Raw genomic sequence first — 17,138 nt, forward strand, 5'->3', positions numbered from 1 at the left:
GCACACCATGTGTGGCATCGTCGGCGTCGTTTCCCATCAACCTGTCAATCAATTGCTCTATGATGCATTGTTGCTCTTGCAACATCGCGGTCAGGACGCGGCAGGGATTGCGACCAATCACAGCAGTATGTTTTCCATGCACAAAGCCAATGGCCTCGTGCGTGACGTCTTCCGTACGCGCAACATGCGTTCGCTGCAAGGCACGACGGGCATCGGCCATTGCCGCTACCCGACGGCCGGTTCGTCGAGCGAAGAGGAAGCACAACCGTTTTATGTGAATGCGCCGTTCGGCATCACCCTGGCGCACAATGGCAACCTGACCAACTGGGAACAGTTGAAACAGGAAATGTTCAAAAATGACCGCCGTCACATCAATACCGATTCCGATTCGGAAGTGCTGCTCAACGTGCTGGCGCATGAAATCCAGGAAGCGACAACGGGCCTGAACCTGGACCCGGAAGCCATCTTCAAGGCCATCACCGTGCTGAACCGCCGCGTCAAGGGCGGCTACGCTGCCGTGGCGCAAATCGCCGGCGTGGGCTTGCTGGCCTTCCGCGACCCGCACGGCATCCGTCCGCTGTGCCTGGGCATCAATGAAACGGAGCAAGGCCCCGAATACCTGATCGCCTCCGAATCCGTGGCCCTGGAAGGCATGGGCTTCCGCTTCGTGCGCGACATCGGTCCCGGCGAAGCCGTCTTCATCGATGCCGACAAGAAATTGCACAGCGCTCAGTGCGCCGACAATGCCAGCCTGAATCCGTGCGTCTTCGAATTCGTCTACCTGGCCCGTCCCGACTCCGTCATCGACGGCGCCTCGGTGTACGCCACGCGCCTGAAAATGGGCGAATACCTGGCTGAGAAGATCCGTGCCGAATTGCCGGACGTGCATATCGACGTGGTCATGCCGATTCCCGATTCCTCGCGTCCTGCCGCCATCCAGCTGGCACTGGCGCTGAACCTGGAATACCGCGAAGGTTTCATCAAGAACCGCTACATCGGCCGTACTTTCATCATGCCGGGCCAGGCGGCGCGCAAGAAATCCGTGCGCCAGAAGCTCAATGCGATCCCGTCCGAATTCAAGGATAAAGTCGTGTTGCTGGTCGACGATTCCATCGTGCGCGGCACCACCAGCCGTGAAATCGTGCAGATGGCACGCGAAGCGGGCGCGACGAAGGTCATCTTCGCCTCGGCCGCGCCACCGGTGATCTACCCGAACGTGTACGGCATCGATATGCCGACGCGCGACGAGCTGATCGCCTATGGCCGCACGACGGAAGAAGTGTGCCGCGAAATCACGGCCGATTACCTGGTGTACCAGGATATCGGCGCGTTGAAGCAGGCGATTGCCGACGTCAATCCGGCCCTGACGAACTTCGAGGCTTCGTGCTTCGATGGCGTGTACGTGACGGGCGACGTGTCGCAGGAATACCTGGATCGCCTGGAATATGCGCGCCACCATCCGAAGGCGGCAGCGCCGGAAGATACGCCACGTTCCCAGCTGAACCTGAACCTCGCCACCACCGAAGGGTGATGTGGAGCCCGGCTATGGCCGGGCTTTTTTTTCGGGGTCAGACCCGTCGGGTCTGACCCCAGCACTTGCCTTGGGTTAAGCGGCAAATCGAACTCCGGAACTTCCACCATGACCACCAAAAAAACCTACGGCTTTACCACCACCATCCTGCATAACGACCGCCGCAAGGGTATCGAGCACGGCTCGCTGCACAAACCTGTGCACACCTCCGTCGCCTTCGGCTACAGCGACGCACGCCAGCTCGCTTCCGTGTTCCAGGGCAAGGAGCCCGGTTTCCGCTACGGCCGCCAGGGCAATCCGACGGTGTCCGCGCTGGAAGACAAGGTCAACAAGATGGAAGATGGCGTGGCCACCTTGTGTTTCGCCACCGGCATGGGCGCCATCGGCGCCGTGGTGCAGTCGCTGCTGCGCGCGGGCGACCATGTGGTGTCGTCGGCCTTTTTGTTTGGCAATACCAACAGCCTGTGGCAAACGGTGACGGGGCAGGGCATCGCCGTCTCCTTCGTCGACGCCACCGAGGTGGCCAACGTGGCGGCCGCCATCACGCCGCAAACGCGGATTGTTTTCGTGGAAACCATCGCCAATCCACGCACGCAGATCGCCGACCTGGCAAAGATCGGCGCCTTGTGCAAGGAACGCGGCATTTTGTACATCGTCGACAACACCATGACGACGCCTTACCTGTTCCGCCCGAAAGCGGTGGGCGCGGGCCTGGTGGTCAATGCGCTGACGAAATCCATCGGCGGCCACGGCAATGCGCTGGGCGGCAGCTTGACGGACACGGGCGTGTTCGACTGGACGCAGTACCCGAACATTTTCGACAATTATAAAAAGGCGGCGCCCGCGCAGTGGGGCATCGCGCAAATCCGCGCCAAGGCCTTGCGCGACTTCGGCGCATCGCTGGGCCCGGAAGCGGCGCACCATATCGCCGTCGGCGCGGAAACCATGGCCTTGCGCATGGACCGCACCTGTTCCAATGCCCTGGCGCTGGCCAGCATGCTGGCCGCCGACCCGCGCGTGGCGGCAGTGCATTACCCGGGCTTGGCGTCGCACCCGCAGCACGCGCTGGCGACGGACTTGTTCCGCAGCTATGGCTCGCTGTTCAGCTTTGAATTAAAAGATGGCATCGATTGCTTCGATTTCCTGAATCGTTTGAATCTGGCCATTCCAGCGAGCAACCTCGGTGACACGCGCACCCTGGTCATTCCCGTCGCCCACACGATCTTTTATGAGATGGGTGCCGAGCGCCGCGCCAGCATGGGCATTGCCGAGTCCTTGATCCGCGTGTCGGTGGGTATTGAGGATGAGGCCGATTTGCTCGAGGATTTCCGTAGCGCGCTGGATGTATAAAACGCCTGGACAATAAAAAAGGGCCGCAACAGTCATGCTGTTGCGGCCCTTTTTGCATGTACTTGATTAATGCCAGCTGCGCATCAGTCCCACTGCCAAACCTTCCAGTGCAAACTCATCTTCCGGCGACACGGTAATGACCTTGAAGTCGGGATTTTCCGGCAGCAGTTCGATGACGGAACCCGTCTTCTTGTAGCGCTTGACGGTGACTTCGTCGCCGATGCGGGCCACGACGATCTGGCCGTTTTTGGCGCTGTCGACCTTCTTGACGGCCAATAAGTCGCCATCCATGATGCCGGCGTCGCGCATGGACCAGCCGCGTACTTTCAGCAGGAAGTCGGGCTTGGCCGAGAACAGGGCCGGGTCCACGTTGTAGCTAGCTTCCAGGTTTTCCTGTGCCAGGATGGGCGAGCCTGCCGCCACCCGGCCGATCAGGGGCAGCGACATCAGCAGCGCTGCCGGCACCTTCGATGGCGCTGCTTCGGCTGCCGCACCGATCAGGCGGATGCCGCGCGAGGTGCCAGGCGAAATCTCGATCGCGCCCTTGCGGGCCAGGGCTTGCAAATGCTCTTCGGCCGCATTGGCCGATTTGAAACCCAGTTCATTGGCGATTTCGGCACGGGTGGGAGGAAAACCCGTGTTTTCAATCGCGTCCTTGATCAGGTTCAGGATTTGTTCTTGTCGTGCTGTCAGCTTGATCATGAGCGGTGGGTGCATACTAAAATGCTGTCTATATGAACAGTCTGTATTTTTGTACAGTATCGCCCACTATGCAAGGGGATTTCGGTTATTTGCGCGAATTTCGTGCGAAATACTGGAATGGGCAGGAAAAAACGCCTGGCCTGCCCCGTGCGCGGGCCGCTTGTTGAAGGAATGATTGAAACGTTTGCAAAAGGCGGTTATAATCTTCGGCTGACCTTCCCACACCCGTCTTGACGCCGGGGTGGGCGATTATCAATCCGACCTGAAGGAGTTTGCATGCGTCATTATGAAATAGTCTTTATCGTCCATCCGGACCAGAGCGAGCAAGTGCCCGCGATGATCGAACGTTACAAAGCCAGCGTAACCACCCGCGGCGGTTCGGTTCACCGCGTGGAAGATTGGGGCCGCCGTCAAATGGCTTACTCGATCCAAAAGCTGCCTAAAGCACACTACATCTGCCTGAACATCGAATGCGACAACGAGACCCTGGTCGAGTTGGAAACAGCATTCAAATTCAATGATGCCGTGTTGCGTCACCTGACCGTTAAAATGAAGAAAGCTGAAACAGCTCCTTCGCCGATGATGAAATCGGTACAACGCGAAGACGCGGCCAAAAGCCACCGCACCGAAGCACCAGCAGCCGCTCCTGCCGCAGCAGCAGCTTAATTCTTGACCAGGATCGTGCGCTGAACCAGCTACAAGTAACCGCCATCATTGCCGAGCGCGAAATATTGCGCTATACCCCGGCAGGGCTGCCGATTGTGAATGCAGTATTGCAACACAGTTCGCAGCAGATGGAAGCAGGGATTGCCCGTTTGACCGAGTTTGATGTTGCCGCGCTAGCCGCTGGCGAAATTTCAGGCCGGTTCAGCCAGGCAAGCTTGGGCGGGGTGTATCAGTTCACGGGTTTCCTGGCCAGGAAGAGCCGCAACAGCAAGAGTTTGGTGTTTCACATCATTGATTTTAGTGCAGTCAATTCTGACTAGCGCATTTTAGATACAGGAGCCTGACATGGCATTCGGTAAAAAGTTCGACAAAAATAAGCTCAAGCTTAAAGAAAAACGCAAACAGCAAAATCCGTTGTTCAAACGCAAGAAGTTCTGCCGCTTCACCGCAGCTCACGTTGAGCAAGTCGACTACAAAGACGTCGACACGCTGAAAGACTTCGTCCAAGAAAACGGCAAGATCATGCCAGCACGCCTGACCGGTACCAAAGCGCACTACCAGCGCCAAGTCGACACCGCAATCAAGCGCGCTCGCTTCCTCGCGCTGCTGCCATACACCGATCTGCACCACGCTTAATCGGTCAGATATTCCTGGAGAAGAACTATGCAAATCATTCTGTTAGAAAAAGTTGTTAACGTCGGTAACCTCGGCGAAGTCGTCAAAGTCAAAGACGGTTACGCACGTAACTTCCTGATCCCGCAACGCCTGGCACGTCGTGCTACGGCAACCGCTGTGGCTGAATTCGAAGTCAAGCGCGCCGAACTGGAAAAAGCTGCTGCCGCCAAACTGGCCGCATCGCAAGCCCAGGGCGAAAAACTGAGCGGCCTGACCGTTCAAGTTGCTCAAAAAGCTGGTGTTGATGGCCGTCTGTTCGGTTCCGTCACCAACTTCGACATCGCTGAAGCGCTGACCAAGCAAGGTTTTGCTGTTGAAAAAGCACAAATCCGCATGCCTACCGGCCCGCTGAAGATCGTTGGCGAGCACAACGTTTCGGTTGCTCTGCACACCGACGTGGTCGTGGAAGTTGTTATCGCTGTCGTACCAGACGCGAACGCGTAATTGTCTGCGGGCCTGGCCCGCAAGCATTGCCGCATGATGAAAAGCCGGGTTCGCCCGGCTTTTTTGTGGCCTTTTTTTCGCTCAATTTCAGCCCTTTATTTTTGCCACCACGCCGAAGCGGGTATAATTCGCGCCATGAACGCCCCCTCTGATCCGCAACTGGATTCCCTCCGTATTCCGCCGCATTCGATCGAAGCAGAACAATCCGTTATCGGTGGTCTGTTGCGCGACAATGCAGCGTATGACCGCATCGCCGACTTCATGCATGCGGAGGATTTCTATCGCTATGACCATCGCATCATCTTCGAGCAAATCGTCAAGATGATTAACGGCTCCAGGCCGGCCGATGTCATTACTGTTTTTGAAACCCTGACCCAGCTCGGCAAGGCCGATGATGTGGGCGGACTCGCTTACCTGAACGCCATGGCGCAAAATACGCCATCGGCCGCGAACATCCGGCGTTATGCCGAGATCGTGCGCGACCGCGGCGTCCTGCGCAAACTCATCACCGTCGCCGACGATATCTCCGGTACGGCCTTCAGCCCGCAAGGCAAGGAAGTCAAGCAGATGCTTGACGAGGCCGAATCGAAGATTTTCGCCATCGCCGAAGAAGGCGCGCGCGGCGCCCAGGGCTGGACCGCCATCCAGCCCCTGCTGACGCAAGTGGTCGAACGCATCGACGAGCTGTACAGCCGCGACAACCAGAGTGAAATCACGGGCGTGCCCACCGGTTTCATCGACCTCGACCGCATGACCTCCGGTCTGCAGCCGGGCGACCTGGTGATCGTGGCGGGCCGTCCGTCGATGGGCAAGACGGCGTTTTCCGTCAACATCGGCGAAAACGTGGCCATCGACAGCGGCTTGCCCGTGGCCGTGTTTTCGATGGAGATGGGCGGCGCCCAGCTGGCCATGCGTATGCTCGGTTCCGTCGGCCAGCTCGACCAGCACCGTCTGCGCACGGGCCGCCTGAACGACGAAGACTGGCCACGCCTGACGAATGCGATTCAAAAGATGAACGACGCGCAGTTGTACATCGATGAAACGCCGGCCTTGAATTCGATCGAATTGCGCGCCCGCTCGCGCCGTTTGTCGCGTCAATGCGGCAAGCTGGGCCTGATCATCGTCGATTACTTGCAGCTGATGTCGGCCAATAGCCCGGGCGATAACCGGGCCACGGAGATTTCCGAGATTTCACGGGGCTTGAAAGGCCTGGCGAAAGAACTCGGTTGTCCCGTGATCGCGTTGTCGCAGCTGAACCGCTCGCTGGAACAGCGGCCGAACAAGCGTCCCGTGATGTCGGACTTGCGCGAATCGGGCGCTATTGAACAGGATGCCGACGTGATCCTGTTCATTTACCGTGACGAGGTGTATAACCCCGACTCGCCAGACAAGGGAACGGCCGAAATCATCATCGGTAAACAACGTAACGGTCCGATCGGCAGCATCCGCCTCACCTTCATGGGGCAGTACACCAAATTTGGCAATTACAGTGGTGGCCTGGCGCTTTACCAAGGCGACTAAGACTCAGCAGCACTGATATTCCATTGGCCGCCCCCTCATACGGGGCGGCTTTCTGTAGTAAATAACACGACTCAATGCTTAACGGAGAATGACATGTTTGGACGCTTGATGCCCACTGAGGGCAAGTTTTTTGAATTGTTTAACCAGCACGCGGAACTGTGCGTCAAGGGCGCTAAAGAAATGCTCGGCCTGATGACCAATTTCGATGACCTGGAAAACCGCGTGCATGCGATCGAAAGCATCGAGAAACAGGCGGACAAAGTCACTTACGCCACCGTGGAAATGCTGCACAAGACCTTCATCACGCCGATCGACCGCGACGACATCCATCAGCTGATCACGCGCCAGGACGACATCCTCGACCTGCTGGAAGATGCGGCGCAAACCGTCTCGCTGTACGACCTGAAAGCTGTCACGCCGGAAGCCAAGCGCCTGGCCGAACTGGTGCTGGCCTGTACCGAAAAAGTGCGCGACGCCGTCGCCATGCTGCACAACATGGACAACTCGCGCAAGATCGTCGCCATCTGTGAAGAGATCGACCGCCTGGAATCGGACGCCGATCACGTGATGCGCGCCGCCATGTCCAAGCTGTTCCGCGATGAGCCGGACGTGCGCAACCTGATCAAGCTTAAAGCGATCTACGAGATTCTGGAAACCGTGACCGACCGTTGCGAAGATGTGTCCAATATTATCGAAGGCATCATCGTCGAAAACGCGTAAGCGTTGGGCTGTCCTGAACCAGAATCAGAAAAGAAACTACAATGACCATACAAATCAGCATCTACGTGCTAGGCATGTTGATCGTCCTCGCGCTGCTGTTTGACTTCATGAACGGCTTCCACGATGCCGCCAACGCGATCGCCACGGTGGTCTCGACGGGCGTATTGAAACCGCAGACCGCCGTTGCCATGGCTGCCACCTTCAACTTCGTCGCCATCTTCGTGTTCCACCAGCTGACCGTGGCCGCCACGGTGGGCAAGGGCACGATCGACCCGACGGTGATCGACCAGTATGTGATCTTCGGCGCGCTGATGGGCGCCATCTTCTGGAATTTGTTTACCTGGTACTACGGCATTCCATCGTCGTCCTCGCACGCCCTGATCGGCGGCCTGGTGGGCGCCGCTGTCGCCAAGTCCGGCACGGGCGCGCTGGTCGCGGCCGGCCTGTGGAAAACCGTCGCCTTCATCGTCATCGCACCCGTGCTGGGCTTTGTGTTCGGCTCGATCATGATGCTGATGGTGTCGTGGATCTTCGTGCGCTCGACGCCGCGCAAGGTCGACAAGTGGTTCCGCCGTTTGCAACTGGTATCGGCGGCCGCCTACAGCCTGGGCCACGGCGGCAATGATGCGCAAAAGACCATCGGCATCATCTGGATGCTGCTGATCGCCGCCGGTTACTCGAACGCGGCCGATGCCATGCCGCCGCTGTGGGTCATCATCTCGTGCTACACGGCCATCAGCTTCGGTACGCTGTTCGGCGGCTGGCGCATCGTCAAGACCATGGGCCAGAAGATCACCAAGTTGAAACCCGTCGGCGGCTTCTGCGCCGAAACGGGCGGTGCCATCACCCTGTTCGTCTCGACGGCGCTGGGCATTCCCGTGTCGACCACGCACACCATCACGGGCGCCATCGTCGGCGTCGGCTCGGCACAAAAAATGTCGGCCGTGCGCTGGGGTGTCGCGGGCAACATCGTCTGGGCCTGGATCTTCACGATTCCCGCGTCGGCGTTTGTCGCCGCAGTCGCCTGGTGGATTGGCCACCACATCATGTGATGAAGTACCGTCGCGATTGAAAAGGGAGCCTTCCAGGCTCCCTTTTTTTATCTGTCCGGTGGTCAGCATTACTGGCCGCGCGGACCCTTGTCGCCACCCTGGTGCGGTTTCAGGCCGTCGTTCTGGCGGATCGCGCCCTTGTCCTGCTCGGCCTGCTGGCGGCTCTTGTTCGCTTCATGCTGGGCTTGCTGATCTTCGCGCTGCTGCTGTTCGCGCGCTTTTTCGCTTTGCTGGGTCATGGCAGTCTCCTTGAATAAACAAGCAGTCATCATGCTGCGCTTGCGCCGGCTTCACCGTTCGCTACCCAACATACACAGGTCTTAGGGCCACCCCTTTAAAGGTGTACATTGACAGCCCCGTCTTTTAATACCCGTGCCGTTGATACGTGGCGTCTGGCAACAGCACCGGCCACGTAGCCTTTTTTCGCTGTTTTTTTCGGGCCGCGAGGGTGTTTGCGCAGCGTTTTTGGTTTGGCGTAAGCGGCAATCTGAAGCAGTAATTTGCTCAGCTCTGATGCACACATGGCGTCGTAGCGCCGCCATGCTTTGGTTGGCACAGCCATCACCATGCCGGCATAGTGCGCTCGTACCTCCACGGCCACATAAAACGGCGATAGCTCAATGCCGCTGGCAACCAAGTCATGCGCGGTGCTTACCGCGCGCTGCAAGACAGTCAGCACGTTATAGGCCAGGATCGCGGTGCCGAACGCGAACAGGGCTGCGCGCGGGTGTCCGAGAGTCTTGACTTCACTGTGCAAGACCGATTCGAGCCGCTGGAACATTGTCTCGATCCGCCAGCGCTTGCTGTATAGGCGAGCAATGGCACGTGCGCTGAAATGCTCTTTTGGTAGATTCGTCAGTAATCGGAGCATCATTTCGCCATCGTCAGTGGGCTTGTAAAGTTGCAGTTCAATACGACGTAATGCTACCTTCTGTCCTGTAGCTCCAGGGATGGCAACGCACTGTTCAAAGACGGCGCCGGTCGCGATTCTCCCTCGATATGTCAGCTCGTCGAGCGGTGCCGGATTGGGCGTACGACCGTGCTCACGCACGATGAAGGCACACCCACGGCGATCCCATTCGGACAGGATCATGCGCGTGCTGAAGTTGCGATCAGCAATCCACAGGTCGCCCGGATGCGAACGCTCTAGTAGCGGCGGCATCACGGCGCGTTCCTGCGAGTGTGCATCTTCGCAAGGCTCCATATCGACGACCAGGCCCGAATCAGGGTCATACACCACAAGGGACTGGCCAGGCAATGCGGCGCCGCGAAAGGCGCGTAAAGGCTTCAACCGCTTTTCGCTTGCAGGCAAATGGTTACCGTCCACGATTCGGGTGCGGTAACCCGGAACCAGCGGTGCATTCCCCTGCAAAAATGGCGTGATCACATCTCCAAGGCGCTCGACGCTGCCGGTGACCAGAGCCCGTACCAGGTTCGGCTCGGTATGCTTGACCTTGTCATATAAAGCTTGCACCGAAACAGGCAAATCAGGGTAAGCCTGCGCTGCAGCGTGAAGCGATGGCCGCAGCCCAACTGCGACCACGGACATCAGTTCGACTGTCGTCGAGAACAGTAGCTCCCTCTGGTATTGGGCGCCACGTTCACGCTCGAAAAGTGCATCGACCCAAGCAGGGTCGAGGGCACGTTGCAGCGCCAGCCTTGCCATTACAGTCAGCGGGCTGATTTTTGCGCAGTGCGATACCACAGCATTCATCATCATGGCAGTTTCCTCCTGTCCCAGTTAGATGATGTTTGCGACAAAGAGTGCAGGTTTTATCTCATCTGTGACGACGCACCTTTAAAGGGGTAGCTCTTAGCCCAGCTCTACGGTCATGCCCTCGGCCGCCAGGAACACCTGCAACGCCCCCAGCCGCCCGGCAAAGCGCGCCATCACATCGGCAAAAGCCGCTTCCAATTGATCGTCGCTGCGGCCCGGTTCATGGTGGGTGCAATACAGCCGTTTGGCGCCGCAGCGCAGGGCCAGTTCAAACGCGCCGTCGAAGGTGCCGTGGCCCCAGCCGCGCTTGGTTTCGTATTCGTCGCGCGTGTACGAGCAGTCCATGATCAGCGCGTCGACGCCGGCAATGGTCTGGTCGATGGCGGCCTGGCGCTGCGCGATCATGGCCTGGCAGGCCGCATAGGCGGGCGAGCCGCTGGCATGCGGATTGTCGAACGGTTCATGGTCACCGCTGAAAAACAGCGAGGCGCCGCCGGACTCGATGCGGTAGCCGAGGTTGATCACCGGGTGGTTCATTCTGGCATTCGTCACCACGGCGTCGGCCACGTCCGCGCGCTCGCCGACGGCCAGGGTGCGGTAGTCGATCTCGGCCGCCATGGCCGCTTCGCTGACGGGAAAATAATTGTTCTGCAGCTGCGTGGCCATCACGTGTTCGATGCCATTGCCGGCCGCGTCCGCCGCGCCATACAGGCGCACGCGGCTGCCGCGGATGAACAGCGGGGCGAACATGGGCAGGCCGTGGATATGGTCCCAGTGGCTGTGGGTGATCAGGATGTGGGCCGTGGCGGGTCCTGGCGGCAGTGCGCCGGCCAGGGCAAAGATGCCGCTGCCGCCATCGAGTACCAGCAGGGCGCCGCTGGCCGTGCGCACTTCAATACAGGTCGTGTTGCCGCCGTAGCGCACCGTGTGCGGGCCGGGCGAGGGGATCGAACCGCGCACGCCCCTGAAGGTGAATTTCATCGCTGCCTTGTTATAGTGTAACGATTGTTGATTCTATTCTAATTGTCGGGCAAGAAACGGCATTTTTAATAGTTGTTGCGCTTCGGAAATCTATTTTCAGTTGTTGCCTTTTTGTAATGTACAGCCGGCAGCTGGCAACGGTACACTTGCGGTTGTTGCCACTTCCCCAGTCCTCCATCATGCTCCAGCTGCACCCCGAGCAAATCGCCCAGCGGCTCGACCAGCTGACTGAACTGAGCGTCGAACTGGGCCGTGGCGCGGCGGCAGGCATGCTGCACGGCGGCGATATCACGCCCCTGCTCGAACGCATCGTGCTGGTCGCCAAGGACATGACGGGCGCCGACGGCGGCACCTTGTACCGTCCCAGCGCCGATGGGCACAGCCTGGAATTTCATATCAGTATCAACGATAGCCTGGGACTGCGCCAGGGCGCCAGCGCCGGCGTGGCCGTCGGCGTGCCGGGCGTGGCGCTGTGGCTGGAAGACGGCGCGCCCAACCTGGCATCGGTGGCGGCGTATGCCGCGCATCGCCGCGTGTCGGTCAATATCGACGATGTGTATCAGTCGGGCGAATTCAATTTCTCGGGGATGCGCGCCTTTGACGGCCATTATGGCTACCGTTCCACATCCTTCCTGACGGTGCCGATGAGCGATCATGAAGGTGAGCTGATCGGTGTGCTGCAATTGATCAATGCCCAGGATCGCGCGACCGGCGCGGTGCAGGCGTTTTCCGCCACCGACCAGCGCTTTATCGAGGCGCTGGCGGCGCAGGCGGCGGTGGCGCTGACCAATCAATTGCTGCTGCGCCAGCTGGAACAATTGCTGGAGTCGTTGGTCAACCTGATCAATATCGGCATCGATGAAAAGTCGCCGTACACGGGCCGCCATTGCCAGTTCGTGCCGCAACTGACCATGATGCTGGCCGACGCCGTGCATGCGGTCGAGACGGGGCCGATGGCCGATTTCAAGCTGAGCGAGAACGAACGCAAGCAGCTGTGGCTGGCTGGCCTCTTGCACGATTGCGGCAAGATCACCACCCCGGTGCACGTGGTCGACAAGGCCACCAAGCTGGAAACCATCCATGACCGCATCCACCTGATCGACACGCGCTTCGAAGTACTGCTGCGCGACGTGGAAATTGCCGCATTAAAAGCACAACTGGCCGCTCCCGAACGCCGGCAGGAGATCGCGCAAGCATTGCACCAGCAGCAAATGGCGATGCGCGAAGAGCGCGACTTTTTACGCCATGCCAATATCGGCGGCGAAGGCATGTCGCCGGCCGACCAGGAACGGGTGCGCACGATCGCGGCGCGGCGCTGGACCGGCCCTGACGGTGTCGAGCGCGATTTCCTTGACGCCAATGAGCTGGAGAATCTGACGATCCGTTTCGGCACCCTGACCGATGCCGAGCGCAAGATCATCAACAACCATATTGCGGTGTCGATCCGCATGCTCGAAGCATTGCCGTGGCCCAAGCATTTGCAAAAGGTGCCGGAATACGCGGGCGGCCACCATGAACGCATGGATGGCAAGGGCTATCCGCGCGGGCTGACGCGCGAGCAGATGTCGGTGCCGGCGCGGCTGATGGCGATCGCCGATATTTTCGAGGCGCTGACGGCGCGCGACCGTCCCTATAAAAAGGGCAAGTCGCTGTCCGAGTCGCTGCGCATCCTGGGCCACTTCAGCCTGAACGGGCATATCGATCCCGACCTGTTCGATGTCTTTATTCGCAGCAAGGTGTACCTGGCGTTTGCCCGGCAGCACATGCATCCCGAACAGATCGACGCCATCGACGAGGCGGCCATTCCCGGTTACGTACCCTGATGCGCTGGCTTGCGGTAATGAAAAAGCATGGCGCGCGGCTGCTGCTGGGCGCGCTGTTGACGCTGCTGGCCGCCTGCGCCAGCATCGGCCTGTTCGGCGTCGATACCCTGGGCCGGCTGGACGCCATGCTGGGCGACATGCGCATGCGTGCCGAAGTGCCGCAGCTCGACAAGCGCATCGTGATCGTCGATATCGATGAAAAAAGCCTGAACCAGATCGGCCGCTATCCGTGGGGCCGCGACGTGCAGGCGCGGCTGGTGACGCAATTGACGGGCCACTATGGCGTGGCCGCGCTCGGCTTCGATATCTCGTTTCCCGAACCCGACAGCAGTTCCGGCTATGGCGTGCTGGCCGACCTGGCCAAGGGCGAACTGGCCGGCGTGCCGGGCTTGAGCGAGCAGCTGGAACGCCTGAAACCGCAGATGGATTACGACGCCCTGTTTGCCGAGGCGATGCGCGGCCAGCCGGTGGTGCTGGGCTATAGCGTGTCGGACCGGCAAAAGAAAGGCATGCTGCCCAAGCCGGCGTTCAGCGTGCTTGATCTGAACGGGCGCACGGTGACGGCGTTTACGTCGCCCGGCTACGCAGCCAACCTGGCGCAGCTGCAACAGGCGGCGCAAGGGGCCGGCATCTTCACGGCCCTGACCGACAGGGACGGCGTGCTGCGCTCATCGACCCTGCTTGCGCGCATCGGCGACGCGTATTACCCGTCGCTGTCGCTGGCCACGGCCAGCGTGTACCTGAAGGCGCGCGCGATCGCGCCCGTGTTCGGCCAGACCGCCGACACGTTGTCCGAGGCCGAGCGCGAGCACGGCGGCCTGGACCGCATCGCCGTATTTACGCCGCGCGGACGCCTCGATATCCCGGTCGGCGAAGCCTTGACCACCACCATCGAGTTTCGCGGCAAGGGCGGCCCGGACGGTGGCGCCTTCCGCTATGTGTCGGCGGCCGACGTGCTGATGGGGACGGTGCCGACGGACGTGCTGCACGGCGCCATCGTGCTGGTGGGCACCACAGCTGCCGGCCTGAACGATATTCGCGCCACGCCCGTCAATGCAGAGTTTCCCGGTGTGGAAGTGCACGCCAACCTGATCAAATCCATCCTTGACGGCCATTTCAAGTCGCGCCCCGACTATGCGCTGGCGATCGAGTTCGGCCAGGTGGTGCTGCTGGGCTTGCTGCTCGGCGGCGCACTGGCGCTGGCCACGCCGGCGGCGGCCGTGTTGCTGGCAGGCGCGGCGCTGGCCGGCGCGCTGGGCCTGAACTGGTGCTTGTATCGCTACTTCGACGCGGCGCTCGATGTTGCCGTGTTGCTGCTGTTGATCGCGGCGCTGTTCGTCGCCAATCTGGCCTGGGGCTATTTTTTCGAAGTGCGCAAGGGCAGGGCGCTGGTGGCGCGCTTCGGCCAGTACGTGGCGCCGGAACTGGTGGCGCAGATGGCTGACAATCCCGGCCGCTACAGCATGGATGGCGAAAGCCGCGAGCTGACGGTGCTGTTTGCCGACGTGCGCGGCTTTACGGCCATTTCGGAACAGATGACGCCGCAGCAGTTGCGCGAATATATCAACCTGTACCTGACGGCCATGTCGGAAGACATCCGCGACAGCCACGGCGGCACGCTGGACAAATATATCGGCGACGCCGTGATGGCGTTCTGGGGGGCGCCGGTGGCGTTTCCCGATCATGCGGGCCGTGCCGTGGCCAGCGCCCTGCTGATGCAGCGCAGCGCCGGTCGATTGAACCAGCAATTCCAGGCGCGCGGCTGGCCGGCGCTGCAGATCGGCATCGGCCTCAACAGTGGCCTGATGCATGTGGGCGACATGGGCTCGCGCATCCGCCGCGCGTATACCGTGATGGGCGACGCCGTCAACCTGGGCGCGCGCCTGGAAGGCATGACCAAAGTGTATGGCGTGGGCATCGCAGTGAGCGAATTCACGCGTGCGCAAGCGCCGCAATTCGCCTACCGCGAACTGGACCGCGTGCGGGTCAAGGGCAAGACCGAACCGGTGGCCATTTTCGAGCCGCGCTGCCTGCTGGCCGAAGCCGATGCCGGCGAACTGGCGCTGCTGGCGCGTTGGTCGCGCGTGCTGGAACTGTTGCGTGCGCTCGACTGGGATGGCGCAGAGGCAATCTTATCGGAACTGCCAGGCGATGGGCTGCGCCGGCTGTACGCCGGACGCCTGCGCCAGTATCGCGCAACGCCGCCTGGCGAAGACTGGGATGGTGTGACCAACTTCGAGACCAAGTAAGCATCGCCAGCGGAGATATTTCTGACTGGAAATCAAAATCCGTCTAAACTTTGCTTTTAATTAATTGATGGCCCAGCCGCGCATGGCTGGCCATGCAACCACAAGAACTCTCTCTCATGAATTATCGTCTGGTGCGCCTGCTTGCAGGTTCCGCGCTGTTGTTCTGCGCGGCATGCGCAAACGCCCAAACCACCGCCGCCGACAGTGCCGTCCCGCTGTTTGATATTGCCCGCTACGAGGTCAGCGGCGACACCCTGCTGGGGCCGCAACTGGTGCAATCGCTGGTGGCGCCGTTCGCCGGCCGGCAGCGCGACTTTGGCGCCATCCAGCAAGCCGTCGAGGCACTGGAAAACGCCTACCGCGCGCGCGGCTACACGCTGGTGCAGGTGGCCTTGCCGGAACAGGAGCTGGCGCATGGCGCCGTGCGCCTGGAAGTGGTGCAGACGCAGCTTGGCAAGGTGGCCATCAGTGGCAACCAGTATGTCGATGACGCCAATGTACGGCGCGCCTTGCCGGCCCTGGTCGAAGGGCAGACGCCGAACATGGCGGCCCTGGGGCAAAGCCTGAAGCTGGCGAATGAAAATCCGGCGCGCAAGCTCGAAGTCAAGCTGGCTACCGGCGAGGCCGACGGCACGCTCGACGCCAGCATTGCGGTGGCGGACGAACGCGCCTGGAAAGCCACGCTCAACCTCGACAATACCGGCAGCAAGGACTCCGGCAAGACCCACGCCGGCGTGGTGCTGCAGCATGCCAACCTGTGGGGCCGCGATCATGTGGCCAGCCTGCAATACACCACCTCGATCGAGCACGCCAACCAGGTCGGGGTGTACGGCCTCGGCTACCACGTGCCGCTGTATGCGCTGGGCGACTCGCTGGACTTTTTTGCCAGTTATTCGAACGTCGATTCGGGCAGCGTCGCGGCCGGTATCTTCGACCTGGCCGTCAGCGGCCGCGGCACCACCGCCGGTGCGCGCTACAACCAGAACTTCGGCAAGCGCGACAACTATGAACCCAAGCTGGTGTATGGCCTGGACTTCAAGGCCTACCGCAACAGCCTGCAGTTCTTCGGCATGGAACTGGGCACCAACGTGACGGTGCACCCCGTCAGCATCGCCTATATCGGCGCCTGGAGCTTGCCACGTGGCGAGGCCAGCGTGGGCCTGACCCTGGCGCGCAATATTCCCGGCGGCAAGAATGGCAGCCAGCAGGATTTTACGCTGGCACGTGTCGGCGCCAAGGCCGGCTACAGCACCTTGCGCCTGAGCGCCAGCCATGCCCAGGTGCTGGACAACGACTGGCAATGGCGCGCGTTGTTCAACGGCCAGTACACGCCCGATGCGCTGGTGCCGGGCGAGCAGTTCGGCGTCGGTGGCGCGGCCACGGTGCGCGGCTTCCTGGAACGCGAAGTGGCGAACGATTCCGGCGCCAACCTGAATCTGGAACTGTACACGCCGAACTGGTGCGGCGATGGCGGCTACCAGTGCCGCGCGCTGGCGTTTTATGACACGGGTTGGGTGCGCCGCAATCATGCCTTGCCCGGCGAAATCGACAGCATGGCGATCGGTTCAACCGGCCTGGGCCTGCGCATCCTGCTGAACCGCTACGCCAACCTGCAACTGGACTATGCGCATGTGGTCAACCCCGGCCAGACGGGGCACCGCGACGCCAACCGCCTGCATTTCAGAGTTGCGCTGTCGTACTGATGTA

16 protein-coding genes are annotated in these 17,138 nt (G+C 60.6%); 12 read left to right on the forward strand and 4 right to left on the reverse strand.

The features are described 5' to 3' along the window. The first annotated feature begins 7 nt into the window (after window positions 1-7). Entirely contained in the window at window positions 8-1,531 is a 1,524-nt protein-coding gene (gene purF, locus CLU93_RS18835) for an amidophosphoribosyltransferase (protein WP_099762856.1), read from the forward strand. Window positions 1,532-1,639: 108 nt separating this feature from the next. Then, complete coding sequence (locus tag CLU93_RS18840) at window positions 1,640-2,881, forward strand: cystathionine gamma-synthase family protein (protein ID WP_099762857.1); 1,242 nt, start codon at window positions 1,640-1,642, stop codon at window positions 2,879-2,881. A 66-nt stretch (window positions 2,882-2,947) separates the two neighbouring features. Here the strand turns inward: CLU93_RS18840 and lexA are convergent, their stop codons facing one another. Beyond that, the gene (lexA, locus tag CLU93_RS18845; protein WP_035821024.1) at window positions 2,948-3,583 is read right to left on the reverse strand and encodes a transcriptional repressor LexA; all 636 of its coding nucleotides are present in this window, start codon (window positions 3,581-3,583) and stop codon (window positions 2,948-2,950) included. 276 nt (window positions 3,584-3,859) lie between these two features. Between lexA and rpsF the strand changes: the two genes are divergently transcribed. From rpsF to CLU93_RS18880, 7 genes are all read left to right on the forward strand, one after another. After that, complete coding sequence (gene rpsF, locus CLU93_RS18850) at window positions 3,860-4,249, forward strand: 30S ribosomal protein S6 (RefSeq protein WP_034750499.1); 390 nt, start codon at window positions 3,860-3,862, stop codon at window positions 4,247-4,249. A gap of 20 nt (window positions 4,250-4,269) precedes the next feature. Beyond that, window positions 4,270-4,569 (forward strand): primosomal replication protein N, encoded by a 300-nt coding sequence (gene priB / locus CLU93_RS18855; protein WP_034783455.1) that lies wholly within the window; start codon window positions 4,270-4,272, stop codon window positions 4,567-4,569. A 25-nt stretch (window positions 4,570-4,594) separates the two neighbouring features. Beyond that, the gene (gene rpsR / locus CLU93_RS18860; protein ID WP_010400024.1) at window positions 4,595-4,885 is read left to right on the forward strand and encodes a 30S ribosomal protein S18; all 291 of its coding nucleotides are present in this window, start codon (window positions 4,595-4,597) and stop codon (window positions 4,883-4,885) included. Between the two features lie 27 nt (window positions 4,886-4,912). Further along, complete coding sequence (gene rplI, locus CLU93_RS18865) at window positions 4,913-5,368, forward strand: 50S ribosomal protein L9 (RefSeq protein WP_034783456.1); 456 nt, start codon at window positions 4,913-4,915, stop codon at window positions 5,366-5,368. Between the two features lie 135 nt (window positions 5,369-5,503). Next, window positions 5,504-6,889, forward strand: a complete 1,386-nt coding sequence (locus CLU93_RS18870) for a replicative DNA helicase (protein WP_071076107.1) — start codon at window positions 5,504-5,506, stop codon at window positions 6,887-6,889. Window positions 6,890-6,982: 93 nt separating this feature from the next. Next, window positions 6,983-7,609: a DUF47 domain-containing protein gene (locus CLU93_RS18875; protein WP_010400015.1), complete on the forward strand. Its 627-nt coding sequence runs from the start codon at window positions 6,983-6,985 to the stop codon at window positions 7,607-7,609. A 41-nt stretch (window positions 7,610-7,650) separates the two neighbouring features. Beyond that, window positions 7,651-8,661 carry an inorganic phosphate transporter gene (locus CLU93_RS18880; RefSeq protein ID WP_099762858.1) on the forward strand — a complete coding sequence of 337 codons (1,011 nt, stop codon included), beginning with the start codon at window positions 7,651-7,653 and terminating at the stop codon, window positions 8,659-8,661. Between the two features lie 68 nt (window positions 8,662-8,729). Here the strand turns inward: CLU93_RS18880 and CLU93_RS28245 are convergent, their stop codons facing one another. From CLU93_RS28245 to CLU93_RS18890, 3 genes are all read right to left on the reverse strand, one after another. Further along, complete coding sequence (locus tag CLU93_RS28245) at window positions 8,730-8,900, reverse strand: hypothetical protein (protein WP_165829518.1); 171 nt, start codon at window positions 8,898-8,900, stop codon at window positions 8,730-8,732. 95 nt (window positions 8,901-8,995) lie between these two features. Next, on the reverse strand, window positions 8,996-10,327 hold the full coding sequence (locus tag CLU93_RS18885) for an IS4 family transposase (RefSeq protein WP_099764462.1): 1,332 nt from the start codon (window positions 10,325-10,327) through the stop codon (window positions 8,996-8,998). A gap of 147 nt (window positions 10,328-10,474) precedes the next feature. Continuing rightward, complete coding sequence (locus CLU93_RS18890) at window positions 10,475-11,359, reverse strand: MBL fold metallo-hydrolase (RefSeq protein WP_099762859.1); 885 nt, start codon at window positions 11,357-11,359, stop codon at window positions 10,475-10,477. A 179-nt stretch (window positions 11,360-11,538) separates the two neighbouring features. On the opposite strand from CLU93_RS18890, the gene CLU93_RS18895 reads away from it, so the two are divergent. From CLU93_RS18895 to CLU93_RS18905, 3 genes are all read left to right on the forward strand, one after another. Next, complete coding sequence (locus CLU93_RS18895) at window positions 11,539-13,182, forward strand: HD domain-containing phosphohydrolase (protein WP_099762860.1); 1,644 nt, start codon at window positions 11,539-11,541, stop codon at window positions 13,180-13,182. Window positions 13,183-13,199: 17 nt separating this feature from the next. Further along, window positions 13,200-15,431 carry a CHASE2 domain-containing protein gene (locus CLU93_RS18900; protein WP_257225015.1) on the forward strand — a complete coding sequence of 744 codons (2,232 nt, stop codon included), beginning with the start codon at window positions 13,200-13,202 and terminating at the stop codon, window positions 15,429-15,431. Between the two features lie 116 nt (window positions 15,432-15,547). Then, complete coding sequence (locus CLU93_RS18905; RefSeq protein WP_099762862.1) at window positions 15,548-17,134, forward strand: ShlB/FhaC/HecB family hemolysin secretion/activation protein; 1,587 nt, start codon at window positions 15,548-15,550, stop codon at window positions 17,132-17,134. The last annotated feature ends 4 nt before the right edge of the window (window positions 17,135-17,138 follow it).

Origin of the sequence: Janthinobacterium sp. 35 (assembly GCF_002754575.1) — a bacterium.
Taxonomy (GTDB): Bacteria; Pseudomonadota; Gammaproteobacteria; order Burkholderiales; family Burkholderiaceae_D; genus Janthinobacterium; species Janthinobacterium tructae.

What these genes read in the sequence shown, in the direction of transcription:
- purF (WP_099762856.1), top strand. Translation starts at nt 8, where the DNA reads ATGTGTGGCATCGTCGGCGTCGTTTCCCATCAACCTGTCAATCAATTG.
- CLU93_RS18840 (WP_099762857.1), top strand. Translation starts at nt 1,640, where the DNA reads ATGACCACCAAAAAAACCTACGGCTTTACCACCACCATCCTGCATAAC.
- lexA (WP_035821024.1), bottom strand. Translation starts at nt 3,583, where the DNA reads ATGATCAAGCTGACAGCACGACAAGAACAAATCCTGAACCTGATCAAG.
- rpsF (WP_034750499.1), top strand. Translation starts at nt 3,860, where the DNA reads ATGCGTCATTATGAAATAGTCTTTATCGTCCATCCGGACCAGAGCGAG.
- rpsR (WP_010400024.1), top strand. Translation starts at nt 4,595, where the DNA reads ATGGCATTCGGTAAAAAGTTCGACAAAAATAAGCTCAAGCTTAAAGAA.
- rplI (WP_034783456.1), top strand. Translation starts at nt 4,913, where the DNA reads ATGCAAATCATTCTGTTAGAAAAAGTTGTTAACGTCGGTAACCTCGGC.
- CLU93_RS18870 (WP_071076107.1), top strand. Translation starts at nt 5,504, where the DNA reads ATGAACGCCCCCTCTGATCCGCAACTGGATTCCCTCCGTATTCCGCCG.
- CLU93_RS18875 (WP_010400015.1), top strand. Translation starts at nt 6,983, where the DNA reads ATGTTTGGACGCTTGATGCCCACTGAGGGCAAGTTTTTTGAATTGTTT.
- CLU93_RS18880 (WP_099762858.1), top strand. Translation starts at nt 7,651, where the DNA reads ATGACCATACAAATCAGCATCTACGTGCTAGGCATGTTGATCGTCCTC.
- CLU93_RS28245 (WP_165829518.1), bottom strand. Translation starts at nt 8,900, where the DNA reads ATGACCCAGCAAAGCGAAAAAGCGCGCGAACAGCAGCAGCGCGAAGAT.
- CLU93_RS18885 (WP_099764462.1), bottom strand. Translation starts at nt 10,327, where the DNA reads ATGGCAAGGCTGGCGCTGCAACGTGCCCTCGACCCTGCTTGGGTCGAT.
- CLU93_RS18890 (WP_099762859.1), bottom strand. Translation starts at nt 11,359, where the DNA reads ATGAAATTCACCTTCAGGGGCGTGCGCGGTTCGATCCCCTCGCCCGGC.
- CLU93_RS18895 (WP_099762860.1), top strand. Translation starts at nt 11,539, where the DNA reads ATGCTCCAGCTGCACCCCGAGCAAATCGCCCAGCGGCTCGACCAGCTG.
- CLU93_RS18900 (WP_257225015.1), top strand. Translation starts at nt 13,200, where the DNA reads ATGAAAAAGCATGGCGCGCGGCTGCTGCTGGGCGCGCTGTTGACGCTG.
- CLU93_RS18905 (WP_099762862.1), top strand. Translation starts at nt 15,548, where the DNA reads ATGAATTATCGTCTGGTGCGCCTGCTTGCAGGTTCCGCGCTGTTGTTC.